Consider the following 26,194-nt stretch of genomic DNA (forward strand, 5'->3'; position numbering starts at 1 on the left):
GACGTGACCTCCACACCCGCTGCGCAGGCCGAGCTCGACCGCACCGACCGCACGCCGCCCGAGCGCACGCTCATCGACATCCTGCGCGCGACCACGGCGCGGCATCCCGAGTCGTCGGCGATCGACGACGGGTCGGGGGCGCTCAGCTATCGCGAGATGATGGCGCGCGTCGGCCGCACCGCCGCACGCCTGCACGAGGCGGGGGTGCGCCGCGGCGACCGCATCGGGGTGCGCATGCCGTCCGGCACGAAGGAGCTGTACATCTCGATCCTGGGCGTCATGGCGGTCGGCGCCGCCTACGTGCCGGTCGACGCCGACGACCCCGACGAGCGCGCACGCCTCGTGTTCGGCGAAGCGCACGTGGCCGGCATCATCGGCGGAGACGGCACCTACCTTCCCACCGACGACGGGTCGGGCGCCGCCGAGGACCTCTTCCACGGCGACGCACCCCATCCGAGCACGCATGCGGTGGAGGCCGTTCCGCCGCCCGCACCCGACGATGATGCGTGGATCATCTTCACCTCGGGATCGACGGGCGTTCCCAAGGGCGTCGCGGTCTCGCATCGCTCAGCCGCCGCCTTCGTGGATGCCGAAGCCCGCCTCTTCCTGCAGGAGGCGCCCCTCGGCCCCGGCGACCGCGTTCTGGCCGGGCTCTCGGTCGCCTTCGACGCCTCGTGCGAGGAGATGTGGCTCGCGTGGCGCCACGGCGCGTGCCTCGTGCCGGCTCCGCGGTCGCTCGTGCGCTCGGGGGAGGACCTCGCGCCGTGGCTGGTGCGCCAGACGATCTCGGCGGTCTCGACGGTGCCGACCCTCGCCGCGATGTGGCCGGTCGAATCGATCGAGAACGTGCGCCTGCTCATCTTCGGCGGCGAGGCGTGTCCGCCCGAGCTGGCGGCGCGCCTGGCCGGCGACGGACGCGAGGTGTGGAACACCTACGGCCCCACCGAGGCCACCGTGGTCGCCTGCGGCGCGATGCTCGACGGCTCGGTGCCGGTGCGGATCGGCCTGCCGCTGGACGGCTGGGCGCTGGCCGTCGTCGGCGCCGACGACCAGCCCGTCGCACCGGGCGAGGTCGGCGAGCTCATCATCGGCGGGGTGGGGCTCGCCCGTTATCTCGACCCGGTGAAGGATCTCGAGAAATACGGCCCCATGCCCACCCTCGGGTGGGACCGCGCCTACCGCTCTGGCGATCTGGTGCGCTACGACCCCGCGGGGCTCGTCTTCCAGGGCCGTGCCGACGACCAGGTCAAGGTGGGCGGCCGGCGCATCGAGCTGGGCGAGGTCGAGTCGGCTCTGCAGGATCTGCCGGGTGTCACGGCCGCCAGTGCCGCGGTGCGCACCACCGAAGCCGGGGTGCCGGTGCTGGTCGGATACCTGGCCGTCGACGGCGACCTCGATCGCGCCGCCGCCCGCGCCCAGCTCGCCGAGCGCCTTCCCGCGGCGGTAGTGCCGCTGCTGGCGGTCATGGACGAACTGCCCGTGCGCACGTCGGGCAAGGTCGACCGCGCAGCGCTCCCGTGGCCGCTCCCGGGCGTCGAGCTCCCCGACGCCGGCTTCAGCCCCGCCGAGGCGTGGCTGGCCGAGCAGTGGCAGGCGGTGCTCGGGATGCCGGTGCCCGGGCCCAAGGCGGACTTCTTCGACCTCGGCGGCGGATCGCTGTCGGCCGCGCAGCTGGTCTCGCGCATCCGCGCCCGCGTGCCGGAGTTCTCCGTCGCCGACATCTACGACGTGCCGAGGCTGGGGGCGATGGCCAAGGCGCTCGGACCCTTCCTCGGCGACGAGGCCTCGAACGAGTTCCGCCAGCCCGTGCCCACGCCGCGCGCCACGCAGTGGCTGCAGTCGGTGCTGGGCGTACCCCTGTTCATCCTCTCCGGCGTCCGCTGGCTCCTGTACGTGCTCACCGCCAGTGCGATCCTGCGCACCGCGCCGGGATTCGAGGTGCTTCCCGACACCCCGTGGATCGTCCTCGTGATCGGCCTCATCGTGTTCGCCACGCCCTTCGGCCGGATGGCGATCGCAGCGGTCGCCGCGCGCCTCCTGCTGGCAGACCTCCGCCCCGGCGACTACCCGCGCGGCGGTTCCGTGCACCTGCGGCTGTGGCTCGCCGAGCAGATCGCCGATCAGGTCGACGCCGTCGGACTGGCCGGAGCCCCCTGGGTGAAGGCGTACGGCCGGGCTCTCGGGGCCAAGATCGGCAGCGACGTCGACATGCACACGCTCCCGCCGATCACCGGCATGCTGGAGGTCGGCGACGGCGCGGCGATCGAGCCCGAGGTCGACCTCACCGGCTACTGGATCGACGGCGATCTCCTGCGCGTCGGCGAGGTGCGCATCGGCGCGGACGCCACCGTCGGCACGCGCAGCACGCTCGCTCCCGGCACGCGCATCGGCCGGCGCGCCGAGATCGCCCCGGGGTCGGCGGTGTTCGGACGCGTGCGGGCCGACCAGTCGTGGGCGGGCTCACCGGCGGTGCGGGTGGGCGGTACGGCCGAGGGCTGGCCGACCGAAGCCCCACCCCGCGCGCGTCGCTGGCTGTGGGCCTATGCCGGATCGGCGCTCGTGCTGGCGCTGCTCCCGCTCGCCTCTTTCGCCGTCGGCGGCCTGGTGCTGGCGCGCGGCATCCGCGGGGCGGCCGACCTCGGCGCCGCGTTCGTCGGCGCGCTGGTGTGGCTCGTGCCGGCCACGCTCACCGTCGGGGTGGTGTTCGCGCTGTCGGCCGTGCTGCTGGTGCGCCTGCTGTCGATCGGCCTCGCCGAGGGCATCCATCCCGTGCGCTCGCGCATCGGGTGGCAGGCCTGGACCGTCGAGCGGCTCCTCGACTCGGCGCGCACGATCCTCTTCCCGCTGTACTCGAGCCTGTTCACTCCCGTCTGGCTGCGGATGCTGGGAGCGAAGGTGGGACGCGACGTCGAGGCATCCACCGTCCTGCTCATCCCGTCGATGACCCAGATCGACGACGGCGCCTTCCTCGCCGACGACACGATGGTGGCCTCCTACGAGCTGCGCGGCGGCTGGCTGCGCCTGGGCGCGGTGCGCATCGGCAAGCGGGCGTTCCTCGGCAACTCCGGCATGGCCTCGCCCGGTCACCGCGTGCCCCGCGATGGACTGGTCGCCGTGCTCTCGTCCGCGCCGGTGAAGGCGAAGGCGGGCTCGTCGTGGCTCGGGTCGCCCGCCGTACGCCTGCGTCGCACGACCGCCGCGGGCGACCAGAGCCGCACCTACGCTCCGCCGCTGCGCCTGCGCCTGGCCCGCGCGGCGTGGGAGCTGCTGCGCATCGTGCCGGTGTTCGTCTCCTGCGCGATCGGCGTGTGGGTGCTGTTCGCCCTCGCCGCCGTCACCGAGTGGCTCGGTGCGTTCGCCGCCCTGCTGCTGTCGGGGCCGATCCTGCTCGCCGCCGGCGCGCTCGCCGCCGGTGTGAGCGCGGGCATGAAGTGGCTCTTCGTCGGGCCGATCCGGGCGGGGGAGCAGCCGCTCTGGTCGAGTTTCGTCTGGCGCACGGAGGTGTCGGACACCTTCACCGAGATGGTCGCCGCCCCCTGGTTCGCCCGCTCCGCGTCGGGCACGCCGGCGCTGGCCGTGTGGCTGCGCGCGCTCGGCGCGAAGATCGGCCGCGGTGTCTGGTGCGAGAGCTACTGGCTGCCCGAGCCCGACCTGGTCACCCTCGGCGACGGATCCACCGTCAACCGCGGGTGCGTCGTGCAGACCCACCTCTTCCATGATCGAATCATGAGCATGGACACCGTCGAACTCGAGGCCGGGGCGACCCTCGGCCCGCACAGCGTGATCCTGCCCGCCGCCGCGATCGGCGCCCACGCCACGGTCGGCCCCGCCTCCCTCGTGATGCGCGGTGAATCCGTGCCCGTCGGCTCGCGCTGGAGCGGCAACCCGATCGGACCGTGGCGCGCCGTCAAGGTGCGCGCGTACCAGTCGACATCGTGACGACCGCCGACCCCTACGCCGCGCAGAGCGGCGACGTGACGTTCGACGTCGTGTCGTACGACCTCGACATCTCGTACCGCGTGCGCACGAACCGGCTCGAGGGCACCGCCCTCCTCAACGCCGTCGTCGCGGTGCCCACCCGCGCGATCACCCTGGATCTCATCGGCCTGCGCGCGAGCCGGGTGCGCGTCGACGGCGAGCCGCCGGCGTCGTTCCGGCAGGGGCCGCGCGAGCTGCACATCGGCCTGCCGCGCGCCTTCGAGCCGGGTGAGGAGTTCTCGGTCGAGGTCGTCTACGCCGGAGCGCCCCGCCCGCGCCGCTCCCGCTGGGGCGCGATCGGGTGGGAGGAGCTCGAAGACGGTGCGCTGGTGGCCTCCCAGCCCACAGGGGCGCCGACCTGGTTCCCCTGCAACGACCGACCCGACGACCGGGCGCGCTACCGCATCGCGATCACCACCGATCCGGGGTACACGGTTGCCGCCACCGGCGTCGCCGAGCGTCCGGTGAAGGCGGGAGCGCGCGTGCGCTGGGCCTTCCGCTCCGATGTTCCGATGGCGACCTACCTCGCGGCCGTGCACATCGGCCGCTATCGCGCCGAGAGCGCCGGGCGCGTGCAGTACGTCTACCCGGGCAGGCTCAAGACCCCGGTCCGGCAGGCGTTCGCGGAGGTGCCCGCCATCCTGACCGTGTTCGAGTCCGCCTTCGGCGCGTACCCGCAGGACACCTGCACCGTCGTGGTCACCGAGGACGCGCTCGACATCCCGCTGGAGGCGCAGGGGCTGGTCGTCTTCGGATCCAACCACCTCGGTCCCGACACCGCGCGCCTCATCCCGCACGAGATCGCACACCAGTGGTTCGGCAACAGCGTCGGTCTGGCCCATTGGCGCGACATCTGGCTCAACGAGGGGTTCGCGTGCTTCGCGGAGTGGGTGTGGTCGGAGGCCTCCGGCGGCCCGACGATCGCCGATCTCGCCGAGAGCCACCACGCGCGTCTGCGCACGCTGCCCCAGGACCTTCTGCTCGCCGACCCGGGGCCGGACCTGATGTTCGACGACCGCGTCTACAAGCGCGGGGCGCTCACGCTGGAGGCGCTGCGTCGCACGATCGGCGTCGCCGCCTTCGGCGATGTCCTCCGCCACTGGACGACGCTGCACCGCCACCACCTGGCCACCACCGCGGACTTCCGCGCGTGCGTCGAGCAGATCGCCCCCGGCGACCACGCCGCGCTGCTCACGGCGTGGCTGGATGCGCCCGCCCTGCCGGATCTTCCTCCCCCGCTGCCGGCGGCACCGCGCGCAGCGCGACGCTGACGACCAGTCCTGGCGGGCCCGCGGCATCCCAGCCCTCGAAGGCCCCGCCGTCGGGCACCGTCGCGGTCCACGTCGAGGCAGGAGGGGATGCCGCGCCCGGCGCTGCGGGTCGCGCGCGGATGCGCACCGCGGCAGGGTCGACACGCAGCCCGCGCCCGTCCGCCTTCAGGGCGGCCTCGACCCGCGTCCACTCGCGCGCAGACGCGACCCGCTCGGGGCCGAGCACGCCCGCGTATTCGCCCGGTGGACCGGCAGCGTCGCTCTCGGCATCCACGCCCACGGCCTCCGCGGCCGCGGCGGGCGCGACGACGGCGACCGCGAACCCGGCGGCATAGCTCACGCTCGCGCGGTACGCGGCTCCGGTCACCCGCACCGGACCGTGATCGCCGCCGCAGCGCGGACAGGGGTTGCTCAGCCGCGCCGAGGCGGGCAGAAGGGAGCGCAGCAGCCCCCACGCGACCGCGCGGCGCGTGCTCCGCTCGGGGGCGGGCGCCCAGGCGAGGTCGAACGGGGCAGCGGTGCGCGCGGCGATGTCAGACCTTCGGGATGTGGGTCTCGATCGCCACGATCCCCGAACCGGGGTTCTCCACCGAGAGGTGCACGACCGAGAAGGCGGCGGGTTCGAGGGCCGAAGCGCTCCCGAGGTAGGACCCCCGGAGGGTCCCGGTGGCCAGGGCGATCTCGCTGAGGATGTCGGGCAGCACGGGACCATGGCTGCACAGCACGACGGGCTTGCGGGAGCGCACCCGCTGCCCGATCAGGGTCCGAGGATCAGACGCGCCCTCCTCCCAGGAATCCTGGCTGATGAGGGGGCTCAGCGTGATCTTCTTGCCGAGCGCGTCGGAGAGGGGCTTGACGGTCTTCACACACCGCACGGCGGGGCTGGAGACGATCTTGCGGGTGCCGAAGGCGAGGAGCGGGCCCACGATGGAGCGCGCTTGGAGCTTTCCCCGCGCGGCGAGGGGCCGCGACAGGTCGTCGCTCTTCCAGCCGTCGCGCGCGAGGGCCTTCGCGTGGCGCAGCGCGATGATCGGGAAGGTGCGCAGCACCCCCTCGTCGACCAGCCGCAGGAAGTGCTCCATGATCTCGTGGTCGACGGGATAGCTCAGCCGGGACACGGCCTTGCGCGCCGGCACCCACTCCAGCGCCGCGATCTCACGGTTCGGCACGAAGGCCGATGTGCGGATCGCCTCATCGGTGGCCTCCGCGGCCCAGTAGTGCACGATCTTGGTGCGCTTGCTGGGCAGCCGGTAGCGAGAGACCCCCACCGGCACCCCGAGCGCGACGCGGATGCCGGTCTCCTCGTGGATCTCGCGCACCGCGGTCTCGGCGAGCATCTCGCCCGGGTCGACCTTGCCCTTGGGCAGGGTCACGTCTCGGTACTGGGTGCGATGGATCAGCAGCACGTGCAGCTTGTCGTCGACGACGCGCCACACCACGCCGCCCGCGGCGTAGACGGCGGTCTCGGTCATCGCACCGCCCGGGCCCGGCGGCGGCGCTGCACGGTCGCCATGGTGCGGTCCTGGATGTCGATGAGGCGCTTGCCCTCGGCATCCACATGGTGCCGGCTCCACTCGCCCTCCGGTCCCAGATGCCACGACGAGGTGCCGTCGCTCATCGCCAGGTCGAACAGCTGGTTCAGCTCCTTCACCTGGTGGGGGGCGACCACCCGCACGAGCGCCTCGACCCGGCGGTCGAGGTTGCGGTGCATCATGTCTGCACTGCCGATGTAGGCCTGCGGTGCGCCGGCATTCTCGAACGCGAAGATGCGCGAGTGCTCGAGATAGCGACCCAGGATGCTGCGCACGACGATGTTCTCGCTCATCCCCTCCACTCCGGGCTTGAGCGAGCAGATGCCCCGCACCCACACCTCGACGGGCACCCCGGCCTGGCTGGCGCGGTAGAGGGCGTCGATGATCTGCTCGTCGACCATGGAGTTGACCTTGATGCGCACCCGGGCGGGCTTGCCGGCCAGCGCGTTGCGCCGCTCGTGGTCGATGAGCCGGAGCAGCCCCTTGCGCAGATGGAGCGGCGCGACGAGGAGCCGCTTGAACTTCTTCTCGATGGCGTAGCCGCTGAGCTCGTTGAACAGGCGCGTGAGATCGCGGCCGACCTGGTCGTCGACCGTGAACAGGCCGAAGTCCTCGTAGATGCGACTCGTCTTGGGGTTGTAGTTGCCCGTTCCCACGTGGCTGTAGTGGCGCAGCACCCCGTCCTCCTCGCGGATGACCAGGGCCAGTTTGCAGTGCGTCTTCAGCCCGACCAGGCCGTACACGACGTGGACGCCGGCCTTCTCGAGCTTGCGCGCCCAGACGATGTTCGCCGCCTCGTCGAACCGCGCCTTCACCTCGACCAGGGCGAGCACCTGCTTGCCCGCCTCGGCGGCGTCGATCAGCGCCTGCACGATGGGACTGTCGCCCGAGGTGCGGTACAGCGTCTGCTTGATGGCCAGCACGTGCGGGTCCTTGGCCGCCTGCTCGAGGAAGGCCTGCACGCTCGTGGCGAACGACTCGTAGGGGTGGTGGACGAGCACGTCGGCCTTGCGGATGGCGGTGAAGATGTCGGAGCGCTCGTTGTTGTCGCCCGGCTGGAACGCGAGCGCCGTCGTCGGCAGGTGGGGCTTGTCGCGCAGGTCGGGGCGGTCGATGCGCGCCAGGTCGAACAGGCCGCGCAGATCGAGCGGACCGGGGAGGCGGTAGACCTCCTGCGCCGTGATGTCGAGCTCGCCGATCAGCAGATCGAGAGTGAGCTCGTCCATGTCGTCGCCGACCTCGAGGCGGATGGGCGGGCCGAAGCGGCGGCGCAGCAGCTCCGCCTCGAGGGCCTGGATGAGGTTCTCGGTCTCGTCCTCCTCGATCACGACGTCTTCGTTGCGCGTGAGGCGGAACGTGTGGTGATCGAGGATCTCCATGCCGGGGAACAGGTCCTCCAGGTGGTTGGAGATGAGCTCCTCGAGCGGCAGGTAGCGCACCTTGTCGCCGTCGCGGCCCACTTCGACGAACCGGGGGAGCATCGGCGGCACCTTGAGACGGGCGAACTCCTGACGGCCGGTGCGGGCGTTGCGGATGCGGATCGCGAGGTTCAGCGAGAGTCCCGAGATGTACGGGAAGGGGTGTGCCGGATCGACCGCCAGCGGCATGAGCACGGGGAAGACCTGCTCGTGGAAGTAGTCGTACAGGCGCGAGCGCTCGCCGTCGTCGAGCTGGTCGTAATCGAGCACCTCGATCCCCGCTTCGGCGAGGGTGGGCCGGACCATCGAGGCCCACACGTCGGCGTGGCGCAGCTGCAGCTCGTGGGCGAGCTTCGAGATGTCGGCGAGCACGTCCTGGGGAGCGCGGCCGACGTTGGTCGGCACGGCCAGGCCGGTCACGATGCGGCGCTTGAGGCCCGCGACCCGCACCATGAAGAACTCGTCGAGGTTGCTGGCGAAGATCGCGAGGAAGTTCGCGCGCTCGAGGGCGGGCATCAGCGGGTCCTCGGCGAGTTCGAGCACCCGCTGGTTGAACGCCAGCCAGCTCAGCTCGCGATCGAGGTACCTGTTCTCGGGGAGCTGGGAGTCGGGCGACTCGTCCAGGTCGAAGTCATCATCATCCGCGTCGCCGAGCCCTGCGTCGAGCACACCGTGTTCGATCATCCCCTCATCATGGCAGGGTCACGTGACGGGTTTGTGAACGGATTCGCGATCCGCGCACAACCGGTCGCGCCACGAGTCGCCGTGTCAGGCCTGGGAGCGCTCGGACGGTGTCGGGAGCTGGTCGTCGTCGTACACGTTGAACCGGTAGCCGACGTTGCGCACCGTACCGATCAGCTGCTCGAGATCGCCGAGCTTCGCGCGCAGGCGCCGCACATGCACATCGACGGTGCGGGTGCCGCCGAAGTAGTCGTAGCCCCACACCTCGCTCAGCAGCTGCTCGCGCGTGAACACGCGTGAAGGGTGCGTCGCGAAGAAGTGCAGGAGCTGGAACTCCTTGTACGTCAGATCGAGGGGCTTGCCGTGCACCTTCGCCGAGTACGACGACTCGTCGATCGTGATCCCCGAGGTCTGGATGCGGCTCGAGACCTGCTCTTTCGACATGCGTCCGATCGCCAGGCGCACGCGCGCGTCGACCTCCGCAGGGCCGGCCGACACCAGGATCACGTCGTCGACGCCCCAGTCGGTGGACACCGCCGTGAGACCGCCCTCGGTGACCACCAGGATCAGGGGCGCGTCGAGGCCGGTCGTGTTGAGGATCTTGCAGAGCGACTTCGCGCCCACCAGGTCCACCCGCGCATCGACGAAGATGACGTCGGCGCTCGGGGCGTTCACCAGCTGCGCCGGCTCCGCGGGGATCTGCCGCACGCGGTGGCTGAGCAGCTCGAGCGAGGGCAGGACGGGGCCCCCTCCGCTCGTGGAGCTCAGAACCAGAAGCTGTGCCAAGACGTCACCCTCCCGGCGCCGCTGGGCGCGCCGTGACCCCCAGTGTAGGGCCCCTCAGGACCAGGGTTCGGTCAATCCGACTGGGGAAGTCGCCCGAGGTGCGCGACAATGGCAGGGTGTCCGCGCCTGAACTCGCCCCGCGCCGCTCCCTCGGCGGCGTCATCGCCGTCTGGGTCGCGGCGGCTATCCTCGGCGTCGTGATCGGCGTGTTCGCGGCCCCCGACTGGCGCGCTCCCTGGCTGGCCGTCGCACTCGGCGGCTGCCTCGTGCTCGCCTTCGCCGTGCAGCTGGCACAGGGGCGCTCGCAGGGCTTCATCGCGCGCGTGGCGATGAGCGTGCTGGGCGCCATGCTCGTCCTCGGCGTCATCAGCCTCGGGTACGGCCTGGCGGCTGTCGTTCCGGGCTAAGGTGGACCCCATGGATCTCGTCGCGCTCGAACTCTTCTTCGTGGGCCTTCTCGGCCTCGCGTCCCTCGCGATCGCCTTCGTGTCGGGCGCCGTGATCTGGAACCTGTACCGCGGTCAGCGCTGAGGCCGCCGTGCTGGATCTGCCGACCGATCTCCCGGCCGATCTCGTACCGCTCTCGTGGCTCGTCGGCGTCTGGGAGGGCACCGGCGTCATCGACTACGAGGCGGCCGGTCACCACTACGCCGGTGAGTTCACCCACCGCGTGAGCTTCAGCCACGACGGCGGGGCGTACCTGAACTACAGCGCCACCGCGTGGCTGCACGCACCCGACGGCGAGACCCGCACCCCGCTCGTGGCCGAGATGGGCTATTGGCGGCTCGCCCGCGCCGCGCGCGAATCCGACGCCGGCCCCGGACTGCTGCCGGCCTCTGCCGCATCCGCCGCGCGCACCGTCGACGACGTCGAGACGCTCCGCAACGCGGAGGGCGGATTCGACATCGAGGTGTCGCTGGTGCACGCCGACGGAGTGAGCGAGCTCTATCTCGGTCAGATCCGCGGACCGCGCATCGACATCTCCACCGATGCCGTCGTGCGCACGGCCGGCGCCAAGCCCTACACGGCGGCGACGCGGATGTACGGGCTGGTGGACGGTCACCTGCTGTGGGCGTGGGACATCGCCGCCCTCGGCCGGGAGCTGAGCTCCCACGCGTCGGCGCGTCTCGCGAAGGCGGAGTGATGAGCTCGCCGTTCGAAGCCGTCTCCGGTGCCGTCCTGGAAGACGGGGTGCTGCAGCACGTGGGCCGGCCCCTCGCGGAACAGCGGGCGCTCGCCGAAGGAGAGGCAGTCGCCCCGCTGGGCGACCGCGCGGTGATCGCGGTGCCCGGTGAGGACCGCCTGTCGTGGCTGGACTCGCTCACATCGCAGGCGCTGGCGGACCTCGCCCCGGGTGAGAGCACGGAGCTTCTCGTCCTCGATCCGCAGGGGCACGTCGAGCACGCCGCCGCGGTCGTCGACGACGGCGAGACCGCCTGGCTCATCGCCGACCGCGACGACGCGCCGGCACTGCTGGCCTGGCTGCGGCGCATGCGGTTCCGCCTCCGCGTCGACCCGCGCGACGCCTCGGACGAGGTCGCCGTCGTCGGCGGCACCCGCGCAGCCGTCGAGGCGCTCGATCCCTTCTCGCCGAACGGCGTCGCCCTCGTATGGCGCGACCCGTGGCCGGCTGTGAGTCCCGGCGGGCACCCCTACGCCGCGATCGACGCCCATCCCGGCGCCGACCGCGACTGGGCCGAGGCGATCGTCACCCGCGAGCGGGAGTCCGCGCTCGCGGATGCCGCTGCCGGTGGCGCGACCGCCCTCGCGGGCGTCGTCGCCGCAGACGCCCTCCGCATCGCGGCGTGGCGTCCGCGCTGGCGGGGCGAGGTCGACGGCCGCACCCTGCCGCACGAGGTGGACTGGCTGCGCACGGCGGTGCACCTGTCGAAGGGGTGCTATCGCGGCCAGGAGACCGTCGCCAAGGTGCACAATCTCGGCCACCCGCCACGGCGCCTCGTCGCGCTGCAGCTCGACGGCAGCGCCAGCATCCTTCCTCCGCGCGGGGCGGCGGTGCACGCGGGGGAGACCGAGGTGGGCCTCGTGACATCGGCGGCGCTGCACTACGAGGAAGGCCCCATCGCCCTCGCGATCCTGCGCCGCACCGTGCCGGTCGACGCCGCGCTCACCGTGATCACCGACGACGGCCCGATCGCGGCCGCGCAGGAGGTCGTGGTGCCGCCGGACGCCGGCGCCACCGCCAACGTGCCGCGCATCACACGCCTCTCGCGCCGCGCTCGCGCGGACTGAGCGCCGCGCGGAGCGCACGAGCGCCGCGCACAGCGGCGGACTCAGCGCGCGCACGCTCACGCCGACGGCGCGACCGCCTCCCAGGGCACGGTGACTTCGCCCAGCCGCCAGCGCCCGCGTTCGCGCACGGGCCAGCCGGCCGCTGACAGCCCCTCGATCGCCGTCTGCCAGCGGTGCACCGGGCCGAAGGTCGAGACCGCGGAGGCACGCTCCCAGCCCACGTCGAGCGCCGTGAGGAATGCGTGCACCCGCTCCCCGGCGACATTCCGGTGGATGAGCGCCTTGGGAAGCCGCTCCGCGGCGATCGAGGGATGCTCGAGCCCGGCCAGGCGCAGCGACACGGTCAGCGTGCGCGGCGCCCCGTCGGCGCCCAGCGCGACCCAGGTCGCGATCCTGCCCAGCTCATCGCACGTGCCCTCCACCAGCAGACCCTCGGGAGCCAGCCGCGAGGTCATCGACTCCCACGCCGCGGCGACCTCGTGCTCGTCGTACTGGCGGAGCACGTTGAAGGCCCGGATGATCGCGGGCCGGCGTCCGCCGGGGACGGGCACCTCGAACCCGCCCCGCCCGAACGACACCCGCGCGTCGGGGGCGAACGAGGTGCGTCCCGCCTGCACCGCCGCCAGCTGAGCGCGCGCCCGCGCCACGCGCGCGGGGTCGATCTCGAGCCCCAGCACCTCCACATCGGGCCGGGCGCCGGCCAGCCGGGCGTGGAGCTCGAGCGGCGTGACGGCGCTCGCACCGTAGCCGAGGTCGACCACGAGGGGATCGGCGGCGCGACGGAGCACGGGATGACGGGCGATCCAGCGGTCGACCCGGCGGAGACGATTGGTCCCGGTGGTGCCCCGGGTGATCTGCCCGATCGGCGCTCCCGCGGTGCCCATCACCCCATGATGCCAGCCGTTGCCCGTACGGCCGCATGCGCGGCGCTCCCGCCGATATCATGGCCCCATGACCGCGCCCTACACGCTGATCCTCCTTCGTCACGGCCAGAGCGAGTGGAACAAGACCAACCAGTTCACGGGGTGGGTGGATGTCCGCCTCACCGAGCAGGGCGAGGCTGAGGCCGCCCGCGGCGGCGAACTGCTCGCGGAGTCCGGCATCCTGCCCGACGTTCTGCACACCTCGCTTCTCAGCCGTGCGATCCAGACCGCGAACATCGCCCTTGACACCGCGGATCGGCTCTGGATCCCCGTCAAGCGCACGTGGCGCCTCAACGAGCGCCACTACGGCGCCCTGCAGGGCAAGGACAAGTCGCAGACCCTCGAGGAGTTCGGCCAGGAGCAGTTCATGCTCTGGCGTCGCTCGTTCGACGTGCCGCCGCCGCCGCTTCCCGCCGACGACCGGTACAGCCAGGTCGACGACCCCCGCTACACCGGCATCGACGGCGAAGTGCCGCACACCGAGTCGCTCAAGCTCGTGATCGACCGCATGCTGCCGTACTGGCACAGCGACATCGTCCCCGACCTGCAGGCGGGCAAGACCGTGCTGGTCACGGCGCACGGCAACTCGCTGCGCGGACTCGTGAAGCACCTCGACGGGATCAGCGACGCCGACATCGCGGAGCTGAACATCCCCACCGGCATCCCGCTGGTCTACAAGCTCGACGAGAACCTGCGGCCGCTCGCACCGGGGGAGTATCTCGACCCCGACGCCGCGGCAGCCGGTGCCGCGGCCGTGGCGAACCAGGGTGCGCAGAAGGGCTGAGCGCGCCCCCAGAACGAGAGAGACCGGATGCCGCGGCATCCGGTCTCTCTCGTTCTGGCCTGTGTCAGGGTGAGGGGAACGCGATCACGTCGACGGTGTCGGTCTCGGTGCGCCAGTCGCCGGTCGCGAGGTAGGAGACCTTCTTGGCGACCGAGACGGCGTGGTCGCCGAAGCGCTCGAGGTAGCGGCTGGCCAGGGTCGCGTCGATCGTCGCGCTGGCTTCACCCTGCCAGCTGTCGCTGAGCACCTTCTCGAAGACCGAGACGTGGAGCTCGTCGAGCTTGTCGTCGGCGTTGCGCAGCTCGGCGACGAGGGCGAGCTCCTCGGTGCGCAGCAGCTCGGTGAGCTTCTCGGCCACCTCGACGTCGAGCTCGCCCATCTTGGTGAACGTCGACTTGAGGCCCTTCGGGATCGCTCGCTCGGGGTAGCGCATGCGGGTCAGCTGGGCGATGTGCTCGGCGATGTCGCCCATGCGCTCGAGCGAGGCGCTCACGCGCAGCGCGCTGACGACGATGCGCAGATCGCGGGCGACGGGCTGCTGACGGGCGAGGATCTCGATCGCCAGCTCGTCGAGGGACAGCGCCTTCTCATCGATCACCGCGTCGTTCTCGATGACCTCCTCCGCCAACGTGACATCGCTCGTGGCGAAGGCGCGGGTCGCCTTGTCGATCGCGACCGTGACGAGCTCCGAGATCTCGACGAGTCGGTGCCGGACGTCTTCGAGTGACTGGTGGAAGACTTCGCGCATTCGGACGCACCTTTCCTGGGTTCGCACTGCTCGGGGCGCAGACGCCCCGTGATTCTCACCGCCGAAAGTAAACGAACGGTGCCGTGGGAGTGAATAGTAGCCGCGCCGGCCGCCGACGGGTGTCACGGGGCGTGGCGGCGCACTGCGGCCGTTTACAGTGAGTCCATGGATACGACGCAGCTCGCGCTGCTCGCACTCCTCGCGGGAGTCGTGATCGGCGGCTCCGTTGCCGCTGTGCTCGTGTTGGCTCTGCGAGCCCGCGATCGGGCCCGGGTCGAATCGTCGACCGTGATTCCCGAGGGCGTGCGCGAGGTGCTGCACGGCATGGACGACCCGGTGGTCGTCGCGGACCGCTCGTACACGGTGCAGGCGGCATCGGTCTCCGCCGTCCCGTTCGGCCTGCCCGAGGGATCGGCCCTGCCCAACGAGCTCCGCGCCCTCGTGCGCACGGTGCGCGACTCGCAGGTGACCGCCACCGACACGCTGCGTCTGCGCCGGGGAGCGCCGCCGGCCGAGCCCCGTCTGGTCGCCGTGCGCGCCAGCCGGATCTCGCCGCGGCTGACCCTCCTCGTGCTGCGCGACATCACCGAGCGAGAGCGCGTCGAGCAGATGCGCCGTGACTTCGTGGCCAACACGAGTCACGAGCTGAAGACCCCGGTCGGCGCGGTCAGCCTCCTGGCCGAGGCGATCGAGTCGGCCGCCGACGACCCCGAGCAGGTCCGCGACTTCGCCTCGCGGCTCACCGCGGAGGCGGCGCGGCTGGCCGGTCTCACCTCGCGCATCATGAACCTCTCACGGCTGCAGGCGGCCGACGACCTCACGGCCGACAACGACGTTGCCGTCGATGAGATCGTCGCGTGGGCGATCGACGCCCACGCGGTGCAGGCGGCCTCCGCCGGCGTGACGCTCAAGCGCGGGGGATGGCGCGGGCTCCACGTGCGCGGCGACGCGCAGGTGCTGAGCGAAGCGGTGGGCAATCTGCTCTCCAACGCGATCGCCTACTCGCCGGCGGGCAGCGACGTCGGCGTGGGCGTGAACGCCGTCGACGGCGTCGTCGAGATCGCCGTCACCGATCGCGGCATCGGCATCTCCGAGGCGGATCAGGATCGGGTCTTCGAGCGGTTCTACCGCGCCGATCAGGCGCGCTCGCGGCGCACGGGCGGATCGGGGCTGGGGCTGTCGATCGTCAAGCACGCCGTCCAGCGCCACGGCGGCGAGGTGCGCGTGTGGTCGAGGCCCGGACGAGGTTCCACTTTCACCATCCGCCTCCCGCAGGGCGAGACGCCCCCCGATCAGCCGGCGCCCCGACGCAAGCCCAAGAAGAAGCGCAAGCGGGCGATCGAGTCGACGCCCCCGTACCACTCGGCCGTCGCCACGGCCGCACCCCGAAACGGAGAACCCGCATGACACGCGTCCTGATCGTCGAGGACGAGCCGGACCTGGCCGATCCGCTGGCCTACCTGCTGCGCCGCGAAGGATACGAGGTCGACATCGCCGAGGACGGTCCGGCTGCGCTCGCCGTCTTCCGCGAGCAGGGGGCCGACATCGTCCTGCTGGACCTGATGCTTCCGGGGATGCCGGGGACCGAGGTGTGCCGGCAGATCCGCATCACCTCGACCGTGCCGATCATCATGCTGACCGCGAAGGACACCGAGGTCGACATCGTGGTGGGGCTGGAGCTCGGCGCGGACGACTACATGACCAAGCCGTACTCGTCGAGAGAGCTGCTGGCGCGCATGCGCGCCGTGCTGCGGCGCCACGCGCCTGCGGAGCCCGACCTCGAGGAGCGGGTGCTCGACGGTGGCCGCGTGGTGCTGGACATCGACCGTCACACCGTGGCGGTCGCGGGCAGCGAGATCAGCATGCCGCTGAAGGAATTCGAGCTGCTCGAGGTGCTGATGCGCAATTCGGGCCGCGTGCTCACGCGGGGCCAGCTCATCGATCGCGTGTGGGGGAGCGACTACTACGGCGACACCAAGACCCTCGATGTGCACATCAAGCGGATCCGGTCGCGCATCGAGGTGACGCCGTCGGAGCCCACGATGCTCGTGACCGTGCGCGGCCTCGGGTACCGATTCGAGGGCTGAGGCCGCACGAACGAATGCGGAAGGGGCCGCATCCGCCTGCGCGGATGCGGCCCCTTCCGATGAGACTCAGGGGACGTAGGGCTCCAGGTAGGGGAGCGTGCCGTCGAGGACCGGGACCGAGATGAGGCTGCTCGCGTCGCCGACCTCGAAGTAGCCCGGGATGTCCTCGCCCGGAGCGGTGTCGAGACCCTCCAGGAGTAGCGGCTCCTCGCCGTCGACGCCGAGGCTGACGCTCGAGTTCGCCGGGATGCGCACGGTCTGGCGGATCACCGAGGAGCCCTCGCCGAACTCCATGTTGACGGTGGCCGACTCGTCGGACTCGTTGACGAAAGCGGCGATGAAGTTGCCCTCAGCGCCGTCTTCGGTGGCGACGATCTGCGCGTTGCGGATCGCGACCTGACCCTCCAGCGGGACGTTGACGCCGTCGGAGGCCGAGTATTCGATCTCGGTGGACTGCGGTGTGATGAAGGTGCAGCCCGTGGTCGCGAAGACGATGGCTGCGCCGACGATGGTCGACGCGATGAGACGCGATTTCACGGATCCTCCCAGATCGGCTGACGGCACCCTTGCATTCTAGGGGGTCGCCGCGGTTCGGCATGGATGCCCGGCGGAGGGGTGGGCGGCGAACCTTAGCGTATGGGGCCTGTGTTATCCTGTAGGTTGCCGAAAGGACATAACTCCATGCTTTTTGAGGTTGGCGAAACGGTCGTCTACCCCCACCACGGGGCAGCCACGATCGCTGAAGTGAAGACCCGCATCATCAAAGGCGAAGAGAAGGTCTACCTGAAGCTCCGCGTCACCCAGGGCGACCTGACCATCGAGGTTCCCGCCGACAACGTCGATCTCGTCGGCGTCCGCGATGTGATCGGCAAGGAAGGGCTCGAGCGCGTGTTCGAGGTCCTTCGCGCGCCGTTCACCGAGGAGCCGACCAACTGGTCGCGCCGGTACAAGGCGAACCTCGAGAAGCTCGCCTCGGGTGACGTGATCAAGGTCAGCGAGGTCGTGCGCGACCTCTGGCGCCGCGACCAGGATCGCGGGCTCTCCGCGGGTGAGAAGCGCATGCTCGCCAAGGCGAAGCAGATCCTCATCTCCGAGCTCGCGCTGGCGGAGAAGACCGACGAAGAGAAGGCCAGCGTCCTCCTCGACGAGGTCCTCGCCAGCTGAGACTGTGACAGAAGCACCGCCGGAGACGGCGGTGCTTCTGTCATGCGCGCTAGTAGCGTGTCATGGTGACCATCACCCCTTCTCCCCGCATCGCCGTCATCGTCGTGGCCGGCGGCTCCGGGACGCGACTCGGGGCGCATGCTCCGAAAGCCTTCGTCGGCATCGATGACCGCACGATCCTGCGGCACTGCCTCGGCAATGTGTTCGCCGCGCCGCTCGCGCAGGTCGTGATCGTGGCGCCCGCCGGGCGCGAGGGTGACGCGCTGACCGAGGCGTATGACGCGGCCGGCACGCGCCGCGATCTCGTCTCGGTCGTCACCGGGGGCGCGACCCGGCAGTCGTCCGTGGATGCGGGTCTGGCGGCCGTGTGGGCCGAGGTCGAGATCGTGCTGGTGCACGATGCGGCCCGCGCGCTCACGCCTCCGGACGTGTTCGCCCGTGTCGTCGACGCCATCGAGGACGGGCACCCCGGCGCGCTCCCGGTGCAGCCGGTGGTCGACACGATCAAGCGCGTCGAGTCAGGGGTCGTGGTGGGGGTGGTCGACCGGGCCGAACTCTCCGCCGCCCAGACGCCGCAGGGATTCCGCCGTGACGTGCTGGTCGAGGCATATGCCGCCGCGACCGCCGACTTCACCGACGATGCCGCGCTCGTGGCGACCCGCGGGCACGTCGTGGCCGCGGTCGACGGCGACGACCTCGCGTTCAAGATCACGACGCCCGCCGACCTCGAGCGGGCGCGCGGCCTCGTCGCCCCGCGCAGGGATGCCCATCGGGCGCCGTCCGTGGAGCGCGCTCCGGCGCTGCCGCGCATCGGAATCGGCACCGACGTGCACGGCTACGGCGGCGAGGGCGATCTGTGGCTGGCCGGACTGCACTGGCCGGGCGAGCGTGCGCTCTCCGGTCACTCCGACGGCGACGCGGTGTCGCACGCCATCGTCGACGCGCTGCTGTCGGCGGCGGGGCTCGGCGACATCGGCACGCACTTCGGCACCGACCGCCCCGAGTACGCGGGGGCGCACGCCGACGCCTTCCTCGCACGTACGCACGCGCTCGTCGCCGAGGCGGGCTTCCGCATCGGCAACGTCGCCGTGCAGTTTCAGGCGAACAGGCCGCGGCTGGCGGGCCGGCGCGCCGACGCCGAGCAGGCGCTGTCGGCGGCGCTCGGGGGAGCGCCCGTGACCCTGTCGGCGACCACCACCGACGGCCTCGCCTTCACCGGTCGCGGCGAAGGGGTGGCTGCGTACGCCGTGGCGCTGATCCTGCCGGTCTGAGGCGGTTGTTCCGCCGCCGTGCTCAGAGCGTGCGGGTCATGAACACGGAGAACGGATCGAGTGCGTACCCGTCGAAAGGTCCGCACTCCCGGAACCCCTCGCTCGCGTACAGGCGCACCGCCGGCGCGAACTCCGGTGTCGAGCCCGTCTCGAGCCACAGACTCGTCATGCCGCGTACCCGTGCCTGCGCGATGATGTGGCGCAGCAGCGCACGGCCGATCCCGTGGCCGAGGAAGGCGTCGTCGACGCGCATCGACTTGATCTCGCCACGCGCGGCATCCAGCGTCTTGAGCGCGCCGATGCCCGCGAGCCGGTCACCCTCCCACGCTGACCAGAAGGAGATCGACTCGTGGGTCAGGGCGGCGGCATCCAGGGCGTGGACGCTCTCCGCCGGCGACGAGTCGTGCATTCCCGCGAGGTGACGCGCGATCAGCCGCAGCGTGGCCTGGCCGGTCAGATCGTCGGGACGGATCGTGAGGCCCGGGCGCACCTCAGCCCTCCACCGCGAACGGCTCGGCGTCGCGCGGCTGACGCGAGCCCCACGCGAGGAGGGCCAGTCCGGCTCCGAGCACGACGAGCCCGATGATCGCGAGCACGGAGAGGCGCTCGCTCAGCACGGTGATGCCCAGGATGCCGGCAGTCAGCGGCTCGCCGAGGGTGAGGGTGGCGGCGGTGGCGGCGGTGAGCCCGCTCAGACCCCACGTGAACAGCACATAGGCGATCGAGATCGTGGCGAGCCCCAGCCACAGCGCCATCGGCCACCCGCCCGGCGAGGAGAGCCACGACACGTCGACGAAGGGCAGCGCCAGGGCGCACAGCGCCGCCGAGCTCGCGCCCATCGCGCCCACGACGGTGAACGGATCCCACCCGGCATCCAGCAGCCGGCGCTGCGCGTTCGCGATGACGGCGAACGAGGCCCCCGCTCCGATCGAGCCGAGCAGCCCTACCGGGTCGGTGCCGGCTCCGGCGGCGTCGGCGGAGCCGCCGACACCGAGGAACACCACGCCGAGCGTGGCCAGTGCGGTCGCGATCATCCAGGTGCCGGAGGGGACGCGGCGGGTGAGGGCCCACTCCAGCAGTCCCGCGAGGATCGGCGCGGACCCGAGCGCCACCACGGTGCCCACCGCCACGCCGTTGCGCTCGGTGCCGAGGAAGAACAGCGGCTGGTAGAGCGCCAGGCACGCGCCGGTGAGGATCATGAGCGACAGCGGTGCGAGGCCGAGGCGCAGGGCCGCTTCGCTGGGCGGGCGCCGACGGGCATGTCGTGCGGCGAGGGTGAACGCCAGCAGCGCCAGCCCGGTTCCGCCGATGACCATGCGCATCACGCCGATGGACAGCGGCGTGGTGTCATCGGGTCCGAGCGCCTGAGAGGTTCCGGTGGTCCCGAACAGGAGCGCAGCGGCGAGGACGGCGAGCACATGCACAGGACAGTTCTACCGTGCGGCGGCCGGGGAGTCTGCAGGTGCGCGCCGGTAGGCTGTACCGGTGACCGTCAGGCTCTACGACACCAAGGCGCAGGCGTTGCGCGACTTCGTGCCGATCGACCCCGCGAATGTCACGATCTACGTCTGCGGTCCGACGGTGCAGTCGGGCCCCCACATCGGGCACCTCCGCGGTGCGCTGAGCTTCGACATCCTCCGTCGATGGCTCTCCCACAGGTTCGGGCGCACGACCTTCGTGCGCAACGTGACCGACATCGACGACAAGGTGCTGGCCAACGCCTCCGACGACGAGCCCTGGTGGGCGCTCGCCTATCGCATGGAGCTCGCCTTCACGCGCGCCTACGGCGCCGTCGGGATCCTTCCCCCGACGTACGAGCCGCGGGCCACGGCATCCATTCCGCAGATGCAGGAGATGGTGCAGCGGCTCATCGACGCAGGTCACGCCTACCCCGCGGACCCCGGGACGGATGCCGCCGGAGACGTCTACTTCGACGTGCGGTCGTGGGGGGACTACGGCTCGCTCACCAACCAGAGCATCGACGCGATGGAAGCGGCTGAGGACGCCGATCCGCGCGGAAAGCGGGACGCGCGGGACTTCGCGCTGTGGAAGGGCGCGAAGGCGGGTGAGCCGGCGTCGGCGACGTGGGACTCGCCGTGGGGGCCGGGCCGGCCGGGCTGGCACATCGAGTGCTCGGCGATGTCGCGCCGCTACCTCGGGGCCCAGTTCGACATCCACGGAGGCGGGCTCGACCTGCGGTTCCCGCATCACGAGAACGAGCTCGCCCAGTCGACGGCGGCGGGCGACGCGTTCGCGCGCTACTGGGTGCACAACGGGCTGGTGACCGTCGGCGGGCAGAAGATGTCGAAGTCGCTGTTCAACTTCATCCTCGCCGACGACGTGCTCTCGGTCCGCGACCCGCTCACGGTGCGGTACGCCCTCGGGGCGGCGCACTACCGGTCGAGCCTGGACATCACCGAATCGACCTTCGACGAGGCCGACGCCGCACTCGATCGGATCCGGACGTTCCTCGAGCGGGCGGCGAGGGCCGATGGCCACCCGGGGCGGTACGCCGACGCGGAGCTGCCCGAGGCCTTCGCGGTCGCCATGGACGACGACCTGGGGGTTCCGCAGGCCCTCGCCGTCGTGCACGAGACCGTACGGGCGGGCAACGTCGCCCTCGACGCCGGCGACACCGACGCCGCCGCACGCGCGGCTGGACAGGTCTCCGCGATGACGTCGGTGCTCGGGGTGAACCCGCTCGAGGCGCCGTGGACCACCGCAGACGGATCGGGCGCGGCATCCGCCCTCGACACGCTCGTGCAGACGATGATCGCCCAGCGCGCCGCGGCGCGGGCGGAGAAGGACTGGGCCGCGGCCGATCGCATCCGCGATGCGATCGCCGCGGCAGGGATCGCGCTGGAAGACAGCGCCGACGGAACACATTGGAGTCTCGATGGCTAAGCCAGGCCGCCCCGGAGCGGGCAACAGCAAGAAGAAGGGCCCCCAGAAGGGCACCGGCGGTCACAGCCGCAAGGCGCTCGAGGGCAAGGGCCCGACCCCCAAGGCCGAGGACCGCGCCTGGCACGTCGCCGGAAAGCGCAAGGCGGCTCAGGAGCGCTATGCCGCCGCGGGCGGAAAGGGCAAGCCGGGTCAGAAGCCGCAGGGCGGAAGCTCGAGCCGCGGTCCGCGCGCGAAGGCGAGCGACGACACCGAGACGGTCACCGGGCGCAACAGCGTGCTGGAGGCGCTGCGGGCGAAGATCCCCGCGACGGCGTTCTACATCGCGCAGCGCGTGGAGATGGACGATCGCGTCAAGGAGATGCTGTCGATCGCGACCAACCGCGACATCCCGGTGCTCGAGGTCACCCGTCAGGAACTCGACCGCATGGCCGGCTTCGACGGCGTGCACCAGGGCGTGGCGCTGAAGGTGCCGCCCTACGAGTACGCCCACCCGCAGGATCTCCTGGAGAAGGTTGTCGACAGCGGCCAGACGCCGCTGCTGGTCGCCCTCGACGGCATCACCGACCCCCGCAACCTCGGCGCGATCATCCGCTCGACGGCTGCCTTCGGCGGGCAGGGCATCATCCTGCCGCAGCGTCGCTCGGCCGGTGTGAACTCGGCGGCCTGGAAGACCAGCGCCGGCGCGGCGGCGCGCGTGCCGGTCGCGATGGCCGCGAACCTCACCACCACGCTCAAGGAGTTCAAGAAGCAGGGCGTGTTCGTGCTCGGCCTGGACGGCGGCGGCGACGTGTCGCTGCCCGCGCTGGAGCTGGCCGACCGCCCCGTCGTCATCGTCGTGGGCTCGGAGGGCAAGGGGCTTTCGCGTCTGGTCACCGAGACGTGCGACCAGATCGTCTCGATCCCCATCTCCGCCGCCACCGAGTCGCTCAACGCCGGCATCGCCGCATCGGTGGCTCTCTATCAGGTCGCCACCCTCCGCGCAGAAGGAGCATGACATGACCCGCATCGCCGTCATCGGAGGCAACGGCTACGCCGGACACCACATCGTCGCCGAGGCCGTGGGCCGCGGGCACACGGTGGTCTCGGTGGGTCGCCGGCTGCCGTCGGAGCGCGTCGAGGGCACGACCTACCTGGTCGGCTCGCTGCTGGCGCCCTCGGACCTGGCCGCGCGACTGGACGGCGTCGAGGTCGTCGTCGCGGCTGTGCCCGCCCGCGGCGACATGGTGGGCAAGGTCCGCTCGAACGTCGCGACGCTGATCGCGGAGCTGCCGACCGAGGTGCGCATCGGCGTGATCGGCGGAGCGGGCGGCAGCCTCATCGCGCCCGGCGGTGAGCGCCTGGTCGACCAGCCGTCGTTCACCGACGAGTACAAGCCGGAGGCGCTCGAGGCGATCGGCATCCTCGAGGACCTGCAGGACTCCGACGGAGGGCACGACTGGTTCTACGTCCACCCGGCGGGCGGCTTCGGCGCGTGGAACCCGGGCGAGCGCACCGGCACCTACCGCGACGGTGGAGACGTGCTGGTCACCGACGCCGACGGCGAGTCCTTCATCTCGGGTCCGGACCTGGCCGTCGCGGTCGTCGATGAGATCGAGAACCCGCGACACTCCCGGCAGCGCTTCACCGTCGGGTACTGAGGTCGGGCGGGTCGAGTTCGCGGGACGGCCGCGGCCCGAGCCCGCACTCAGACGAGGTCGCGCCAGTCGATCCCGTCGTCTTCGTCGGCATCGATCGGCACCGGCGAGGTGATGACGCTCAGCGACACCGTCTCGGTGGGCGGCCCCATCAGGGTCGCCTCGTCGCGGCGGTGCCGCAGCACCTCGTCGACGTAGCTCGTCAGGGTCTCGGCCAGCGGCACGGAGCGTCCGCGCGACTGGGACATGTACCAGCGGTGCTCGAGCACCTGGTGATACACCTCGGCGGGCTCGAGCTTGGCGCGCAGATCCCACGGGATCGCCTTCACGACGGGCTCGAACACGCGGGTGAGCCACTCGTGCGCGACCATTTCCTCGTCGTCGCCCAGGCGTGAGATGCGCGCGCGGAACTCGTCGAGGTCGTTGAGCAGGCGCCGTGCCTGGTTCTCCTCGACGTCCAGCCCGGTCAGCCGCAGCAACCGTCGCTGGTGGTGGCCGGCATCCACGACCTTGGGCTGGATCGAGACGCGCGTGCCGTTGCTGATCGTCTGGATCGACATCTCGTCGATGTCGAAACCGAGGTCGTTGAGGCGCTGGACGCGCTCGGTGATGCGCCACGACTCGTCGGCGCGGAAGGTCTCGCGGTCGGTGAGCGCGGCCCACAGCGCCCGGTACGACGACACGATGCCGTCGGCGATGGCGATCGCATCGACCCCGCCCTCGAGGCGTCCGCCCGCTTCGAGGTCCATGATCTCGCCCGCGATGTTCGTGCGGGCCACGTCGAGGTCGTGCTCCCGCTGGCCGGGAGTCAGCCCCGCCTCGTGGAGCTCGCCGGTCTCGGCGTCGACCAGATAGGCGGCGAAGGCGCCGGCATCGCGGCGGAAGAGCGTGTTCGACAGCGACACGTCGCCCCAGAAGAAGCCCACGTTGTGCAGGCGCACCAGCAGCAGCGCGAGCGCGTCGACCAGTCGCGTGGCGGTGTCGGGCCGCAGCACCTGCGTGAACAGGGCGCGGTAGGGGAGCGAGAACCGCAGGTGCGCCGTGACCAGCGCTGCCGGCAGCGCCTCGCCGTTCGCGTCGGTGCGGCCGGCGATGACCGCGACCCGCTCGACGCAGGGCGCGTCCAGGCGGGAGAGGTTCCCGAGCATGTCGTACTCTCGCCGGGCCATTTCGGCCGTCGTCTCCTTGATGGCGACGACCCGTCCCGACAGGTTGGCGAAGCGCACGAGATGGCGCGAGATGCCCTTGGGGAGATAGACGATGCGATCCGACGGCCACTCGGCCAGGGGTGTCGCCCACGGGAGTGTCAGCAGGGCGGGATCGACGCTGCGCGCCGTGATGCTCAGAGCGTCCGACATGGAACCCCCGGGGTGATGCGCAACGGCGCGGGGGGAGGAACTCCCGCCCGCGCCGTTGCCGATGCGATGTGCTTACGCCGAGGCGATCGCCTTGTCGGTGAGACGCTCGCCGCTCTCGACGTCGAAGACGTGCACGTGGCCCGGGATCGGGGCGAGCACGACGGTGTCGCCGGCCATCGGGTGGCGGCGACCATCGACGCGCGCGACGATGTCGGTGCGCTTGCCGGCGATGTCGGTGTGGCCGTACAGGTAGCCGTCCGCGCCGAGCTCCTCGACCAGGTCGACGACGACGGACAGGCCCTTGCCGTCCTCCGGGGCGACGACGATGTCCTCGGGACGCACGCCGACGGTGACCTCGGAGCCGTGGGCCTTGCCGAGCGTCTCGTGGTCGACGCTGACGATCTTGTTGCCGAACTCCACACCGCCCTCGACGAGGTGCACCGGGAACAGGTTCATCGCGGGCGAGCCGATGAAGCCGGCCACGAACACGTTGCTGGGCTTCTCGTAGAGGTCGCGCGGCGTGCCGACCTGCTGGAGCAGACCGTCCTTGAGCACGGCGATCCGGTCGCCCATGGTGAGCGCCTCGGTCTGGTCGTGGGTCACGTAGACGGTCGTGACGCCCAGGCGGCGCTGCAGCGACGCGATCTGGGTGCGGGTCTGCACGCGCAGCTTCGCGTCGAGGTTCGACAGCGGCTCGTCCATGAGGAACACCTGCGGCTGGCGCACGATCGCGCGGCCCATGGCGACACGCTGACGCTGGCCGCCCGAGAGCGCCTTGGGCTTGCGGGTCAGGTACTGCTCCAGGTCGAGCAGCTTGGCGGCCTCGAGCACACGCTGGGCGCGCTCCTCCTTGCCGATGCCGGCGATCTTCAGGGCGAAGCCCATGTTCTCGGCGACGGTCATGTGCGGGTAGAGCGCGTAGTTCTGGAAGACCATCGCGATGTCGCGGTCCTTCGGCGGAACGTCGGTGACGTCGCGCTCGCCGATGCGGATGGCGCCCGAGTTGACCTCTTCGAGGCCGGCGAGCATACGCAGCGAGGTGGATTTTCCGCAGCCGGAGGGGCCGACGAGAACGAGGAACTCGCCGTCGGCGATCTCGAGGTTGAGCTTGTCCACTGCGGGGCGCGTGCCCCCGGGGTACAGGCGAGTTGCGTTGTCGAACGTGACTGACGCCATGGTTCTCTTCTCCTTCACCGGCAGGTACGTGCCGGACGATCCGTAGTGATGGATGAGCGGGGGCTATCCCGCACGCCCGCCGTCGGGCGCTACCACAGTATGGCACGGACCGGCGCCCACCCCCGACGATACGGCTGGCATGGAGAGTCCGTCTGGGCATTTCCCAGACTGCCTGACTAGTCTCCTTCCCAGTGCGTCGCCCCCGGCGCCTCCCGCCGGATCACCGGCC

The 26,194-nt window shown here is 71.3% G+C and carries 24 protein-coding genes; 13 read left to right on the plus strand and 11 right to left on the minus strand.

All coding sequences use genetic code 11. The features are described from left to right. The first annotated feature begins 3 nt into the window (after positions 1-3). Both HQM25_RS05000 and HQM25_RS05005 read left to right on the plus strand, forming a co-directional pair. Positions 4-3,939, plus strand: coding sequence for a Pls/PosA family non-ribosomal peptide synthetase (locus HQM25_RS05000; RefSeq protein WP_172989243.1), 3,936 nt, complete (start codon positions 4-6; stop codon positions 3,937-3,939). Further along, the gene (locus HQM25_RS05005; RefSeq protein WP_172989244.1) at positions 3,936-5,249 is read left to right on the plus strand and encodes a M1 family metallopeptidase; all 1,314 of its coding nucleotides are present in this window, start codon (positions 3,936-3,938) and stop codon (positions 5,247-5,249) included. Before HQM25_RS05000 ends, HQM25_RS05005 begins: the two co-directional genes overlap by 4 nt. On the opposite strand, the gene HQM25_RS05010 is transcribed toward HQM25_RS05005, so the two are convergent. The 4 genes from HQM25_RS05010 to HQM25_RS05025 all read right to left on the minus strand — a co-directional run bounded on the left by HQM25_RS05010 (position 5,170) and on the right by HQM25_RS05025 (position 9,666). Then, positions 5,170-5,616 carry a hypothetical protein gene (locus HQM25_RS05010; RefSeq protein ID WP_172989245.1) on the minus strand — a complete coding sequence of 149 codons (447 nt, stop codon included), beginning with the start codon at positions 5,614-5,616 and terminating at the stop codon, positions 5,170-5,172. The two genes, HQM25_RS05005 and HQM25_RS05010, sit on opposite strands and share 80 nt — an antisense overlap. Positions 5,617-5,782: 166 nt before the next feature. After that, the gene (locus HQM25_RS05015) at positions 5,783-6,721 is read right to left on the minus strand and encodes an NUDIX hydrolase (RefSeq protein ID WP_172989246.1); all 939 of its coding nucleotides are present in this window, start codon (positions 6,719-6,721) and stop codon (positions 5,783-5,785) included. Beyond that, on the minus strand, positions 6,718-8,883 hold the full coding sequence (locus HQM25_RS05020) for an RNA degradosome polyphosphate kinase (protein WP_172989247.1): 2,166 nt from the start codon (positions 8,881-8,883) through the stop codon (positions 6,718-6,720). The genes HQM25_RS05015 and HQM25_RS05020 overlap by 4 nt, the downstream gene beginning before the upstream one ends. A gap of 84 nt (positions 8,884-8,967) precedes the next feature. Further along, the gene (locus tag HQM25_RS05025) at positions 8,968-9,666 is read right to left on the minus strand and encodes a winged helix-turn-helix domain-containing protein (RefSeq protein ID WP_172989248.1); all 699 of its coding nucleotides are present in this window, start codon (positions 9,664-9,666) and stop codon (positions 8,968-8,970) included. Positions 9,667-9,782: 116 nt separating this feature from the next. Between HQM25_RS05025 and HQM25_RS05030 the strand changes: the two genes are divergently transcribed. The 3 genes from HQM25_RS05030 to ygfZ all read left to right on the plus strand — a co-directional run bounded on the left by HQM25_RS05030 (position 9,783) and on the right by ygfZ (position 11,916). Next, complete coding sequence (locus tag HQM25_RS05030; protein WP_172989249.1) at positions 9,783-10,073, plus strand: hypothetical protein; 291 nt, start codon at positions 9,783-9,785, stop codon at positions 10,071-10,073. Positions 10,074-10,204: 131 nt separating this feature from the next. Further along, a complete protein-coding gene (locus tag HQM25_RS05035) occupies positions 10,205-10,810 on the plus strand; it encodes an FABP family protein (RefSeq protein ID WP_172989250.1) in 606 nt (201 codons plus the stop codon). After that, positions 10,810-11,916, plus strand: coding sequence for a CAF17-like 4Fe-4S cluster assembly/insertion protein YgfZ (ygfZ, locus tag HQM25_RS05040; protein ID WP_172989251.1), 1,107 nt, complete (start codon positions 10,810-10,812; stop codon positions 11,914-11,916). Before HQM25_RS05035 ends, ygfZ begins: the two co-directional genes overlap by 1 nt. Positions 11,917-11,972: 56 nt before the next feature. Here ygfZ and HQM25_RS05045 read toward each other — a convergent pair whose 3' ends face one another. Beyond that, positions 11,973-12,800: a class I SAM-dependent methyltransferase gene (locus HQM25_RS05045; RefSeq protein WP_172989252.1), complete on the minus strand. Its 828-nt coding sequence runs from the start codon at positions 12,798-12,800 to the stop codon at positions 11,973-11,975. Positions 12,801-12,867: 67 nt separating this feature from the next. Between HQM25_RS05045 and HQM25_RS05050 the strand changes: the two genes are divergently transcribed. Further along, on the plus strand, positions 12,868-13,623 hold the full coding sequence (locus HQM25_RS05050; RefSeq protein ID WP_172989253.1) for a phosphoglyceromutase: 756 nt from the start codon (positions 12,868-12,870) through the stop codon (positions 13,621-13,623). Between the two features lie 64 nt (positions 13,624-13,687). On the opposite strand, the gene phoU is transcribed toward HQM25_RS05050, so the two are convergent. Beyond that, positions 13,688-14,371: a phosphate signaling complex protein PhoU gene (phoU, locus tag HQM25_RS05055; protein ID WP_172989254.1), complete on the minus strand. Its 684-nt coding sequence runs from the start codon at positions 14,369-14,371 to the stop codon at positions 13,688-13,690. Positions 14,372-14,536: 165 nt separating this feature from the next. On the opposite strand from phoU, the gene HQM25_RS05060 reads away from it, so the two are divergent. Continuing rightward, a complete protein-coding gene (locus tag HQM25_RS05060) occupies positions 14,537-15,778 on the plus strand; it encodes a sensor histidine kinase (protein WP_172989255.1) in 1,242 nt (413 codons plus the stop codon). Then, on the plus strand, positions 15,775-16,458 hold the full coding sequence (locus HQM25_RS05065) for a response regulator transcription factor (protein WP_172989256.1): 684 nt from the start codon (positions 15,775-15,777) through the stop codon (positions 16,456-16,458). Before HQM25_RS05060 ends, HQM25_RS05065 begins: the two co-directional genes overlap by 4 nt. A gap of 66 nt (positions 16,459-16,524) precedes the next feature. Here HQM25_RS05065 and HQM25_RS05070 read toward each other — a convergent pair whose 3' ends face one another. Further along, the gene (locus tag HQM25_RS05070; protein WP_254359553.1) at positions 16,525-17,022 is read right to left on the minus strand and encodes a DNA modification methylase; all 498 of its coding nucleotides are present in this window, start codon (positions 17,020-17,022) and stop codon (positions 16,525-16,527) included. A 117-nt stretch (positions 17,023-17,139) separates the two neighbouring features. Here HQM25_RS05070 and HQM25_RS05075 point away from each other — a divergent pair, with 117 nt between their 5' ends. Together HQM25_RS05075 and ispD are read left to right on the plus strand one after the other, a co-directional pair. Next, complete coding sequence (locus HQM25_RS05075; RefSeq protein ID WP_172989257.1) at positions 17,140-17,622, plus strand: CarD family transcriptional regulator; 483 nt, start codon at positions 17,140-17,142, stop codon at positions 17,620-17,622. 62 nt (positions 17,623-17,684) lie between these two features. Continuing rightward, complete coding sequence (gene ispD, locus HQM25_RS05080; protein ID WP_172989258.1) at positions 17,685-18,893, plus strand: 2-C-methyl-D-erythritol 4-phosphate cytidylyltransferase; 1,209 nt, start codon at positions 17,685-17,687, stop codon at positions 18,891-18,893. A gap of 22 nt (positions 18,894-18,915) precedes the next feature. Here ispD and HQM25_RS05085 read toward each other — a convergent pair whose 3' ends face one another. Together HQM25_RS05085 and HQM25_RS05090 are read right to left on the minus strand one after the other, a co-directional pair. Continuing rightward, positions 18,916-19,383 carry a GNAT family N-acetyltransferase gene (locus HQM25_RS05085; RefSeq protein ID WP_254359554.1) on the minus strand — a complete coding sequence of 156 codons (468 nt, stop codon included), beginning with the start codon at positions 19,381-19,383 and terminating at the stop codon, positions 18,916-18,918. A 1-nt stretch (position 19,384) separates the two neighbouring features. Next, entirely contained in the window at positions 19,385-20,317 is a 933-nt protein-coding gene (locus HQM25_RS05090) for a DMT family transporter (RefSeq protein ID WP_172989259.1), read from the minus strand. Between the two features lie 61 nt (positions 20,318-20,378). Here HQM25_RS05090 and cysS point away from each other — a divergent pair, with 61 nt between their 5' ends. From cysS to HQM25_RS05105, 3 genes are read left to right on the plus strand one after another with little or no spacing between them, the layout of a single operon-like run. Continuing rightward, positions 20,379-21,797 carry a cysteine--tRNA ligase gene (cysS, locus tag HQM25_RS05095; RefSeq protein WP_172989260.1) on the plus strand — a complete coding sequence of 473 codons (1,419 nt, stop codon included), beginning with the start codon at positions 20,379-20,381 and terminating at the stop codon, positions 21,795-21,797. Next, on the plus strand, positions 21,790-22,791 hold the full coding sequence (rlmB, locus tag HQM25_RS05100; protein WP_172989261.1) for a 23S rRNA (guanosine(2251)-2'-O)-methyltransferase RlmB: 1,002 nt from the start codon (positions 21,790-21,792) through the stop codon (positions 22,789-22,791). Before cysS ends, rlmB begins: the two co-directional genes overlap by 8 nt. Before the next feature lies 1 nt (position 22,792). Then, complete coding sequence (locus HQM25_RS05105) at positions 22,793-23,434, plus strand: NAD(P)-dependent oxidoreductase (protein WP_172989262.1); 642 nt, start codon at positions 22,793-22,795, stop codon at positions 23,432-23,434. A 47-nt stretch (positions 23,435-23,481) separates the two neighbouring features. On the opposite strand, the gene HQM25_RS05110 is transcribed toward HQM25_RS05105, so the two are convergent. Together HQM25_RS05110 and HQM25_RS05115 are read right to left on the minus strand one after the other, a co-directional pair. Continuing rightward, positions 23,482-24,789, minus strand: coding sequence for a DUF4032 domain-containing protein (locus HQM25_RS05110; protein ID WP_172989263.1), 1,308 nt, complete (start codon positions 24,787-24,789; stop codon positions 23,482-23,484). Positions 24,790-24,861: 72 nt separating this feature from the next. After that, on the minus strand, positions 24,862-25,965 hold the full coding sequence (locus tag HQM25_RS05115) for an ABC transporter ATP-binding protein (RefSeq protein WP_172989264.1): 1,104 nt from the start codon (positions 25,963-25,965) through the stop codon (positions 24,862-24,864). Positions 25,966-26,194: the final 229 nt, after the last annotated feature.

Origin of the sequence: Microbacterium hominis (genome assembly GCF_013282805.1) — a bacterium.
GTDB classification, from domain to species: Bacteria; Actinomycetota; Actinomycetes; order Actinomycetales; family Microbacteriaceae; genus Microbacterium; species Microbacterium hominis_B.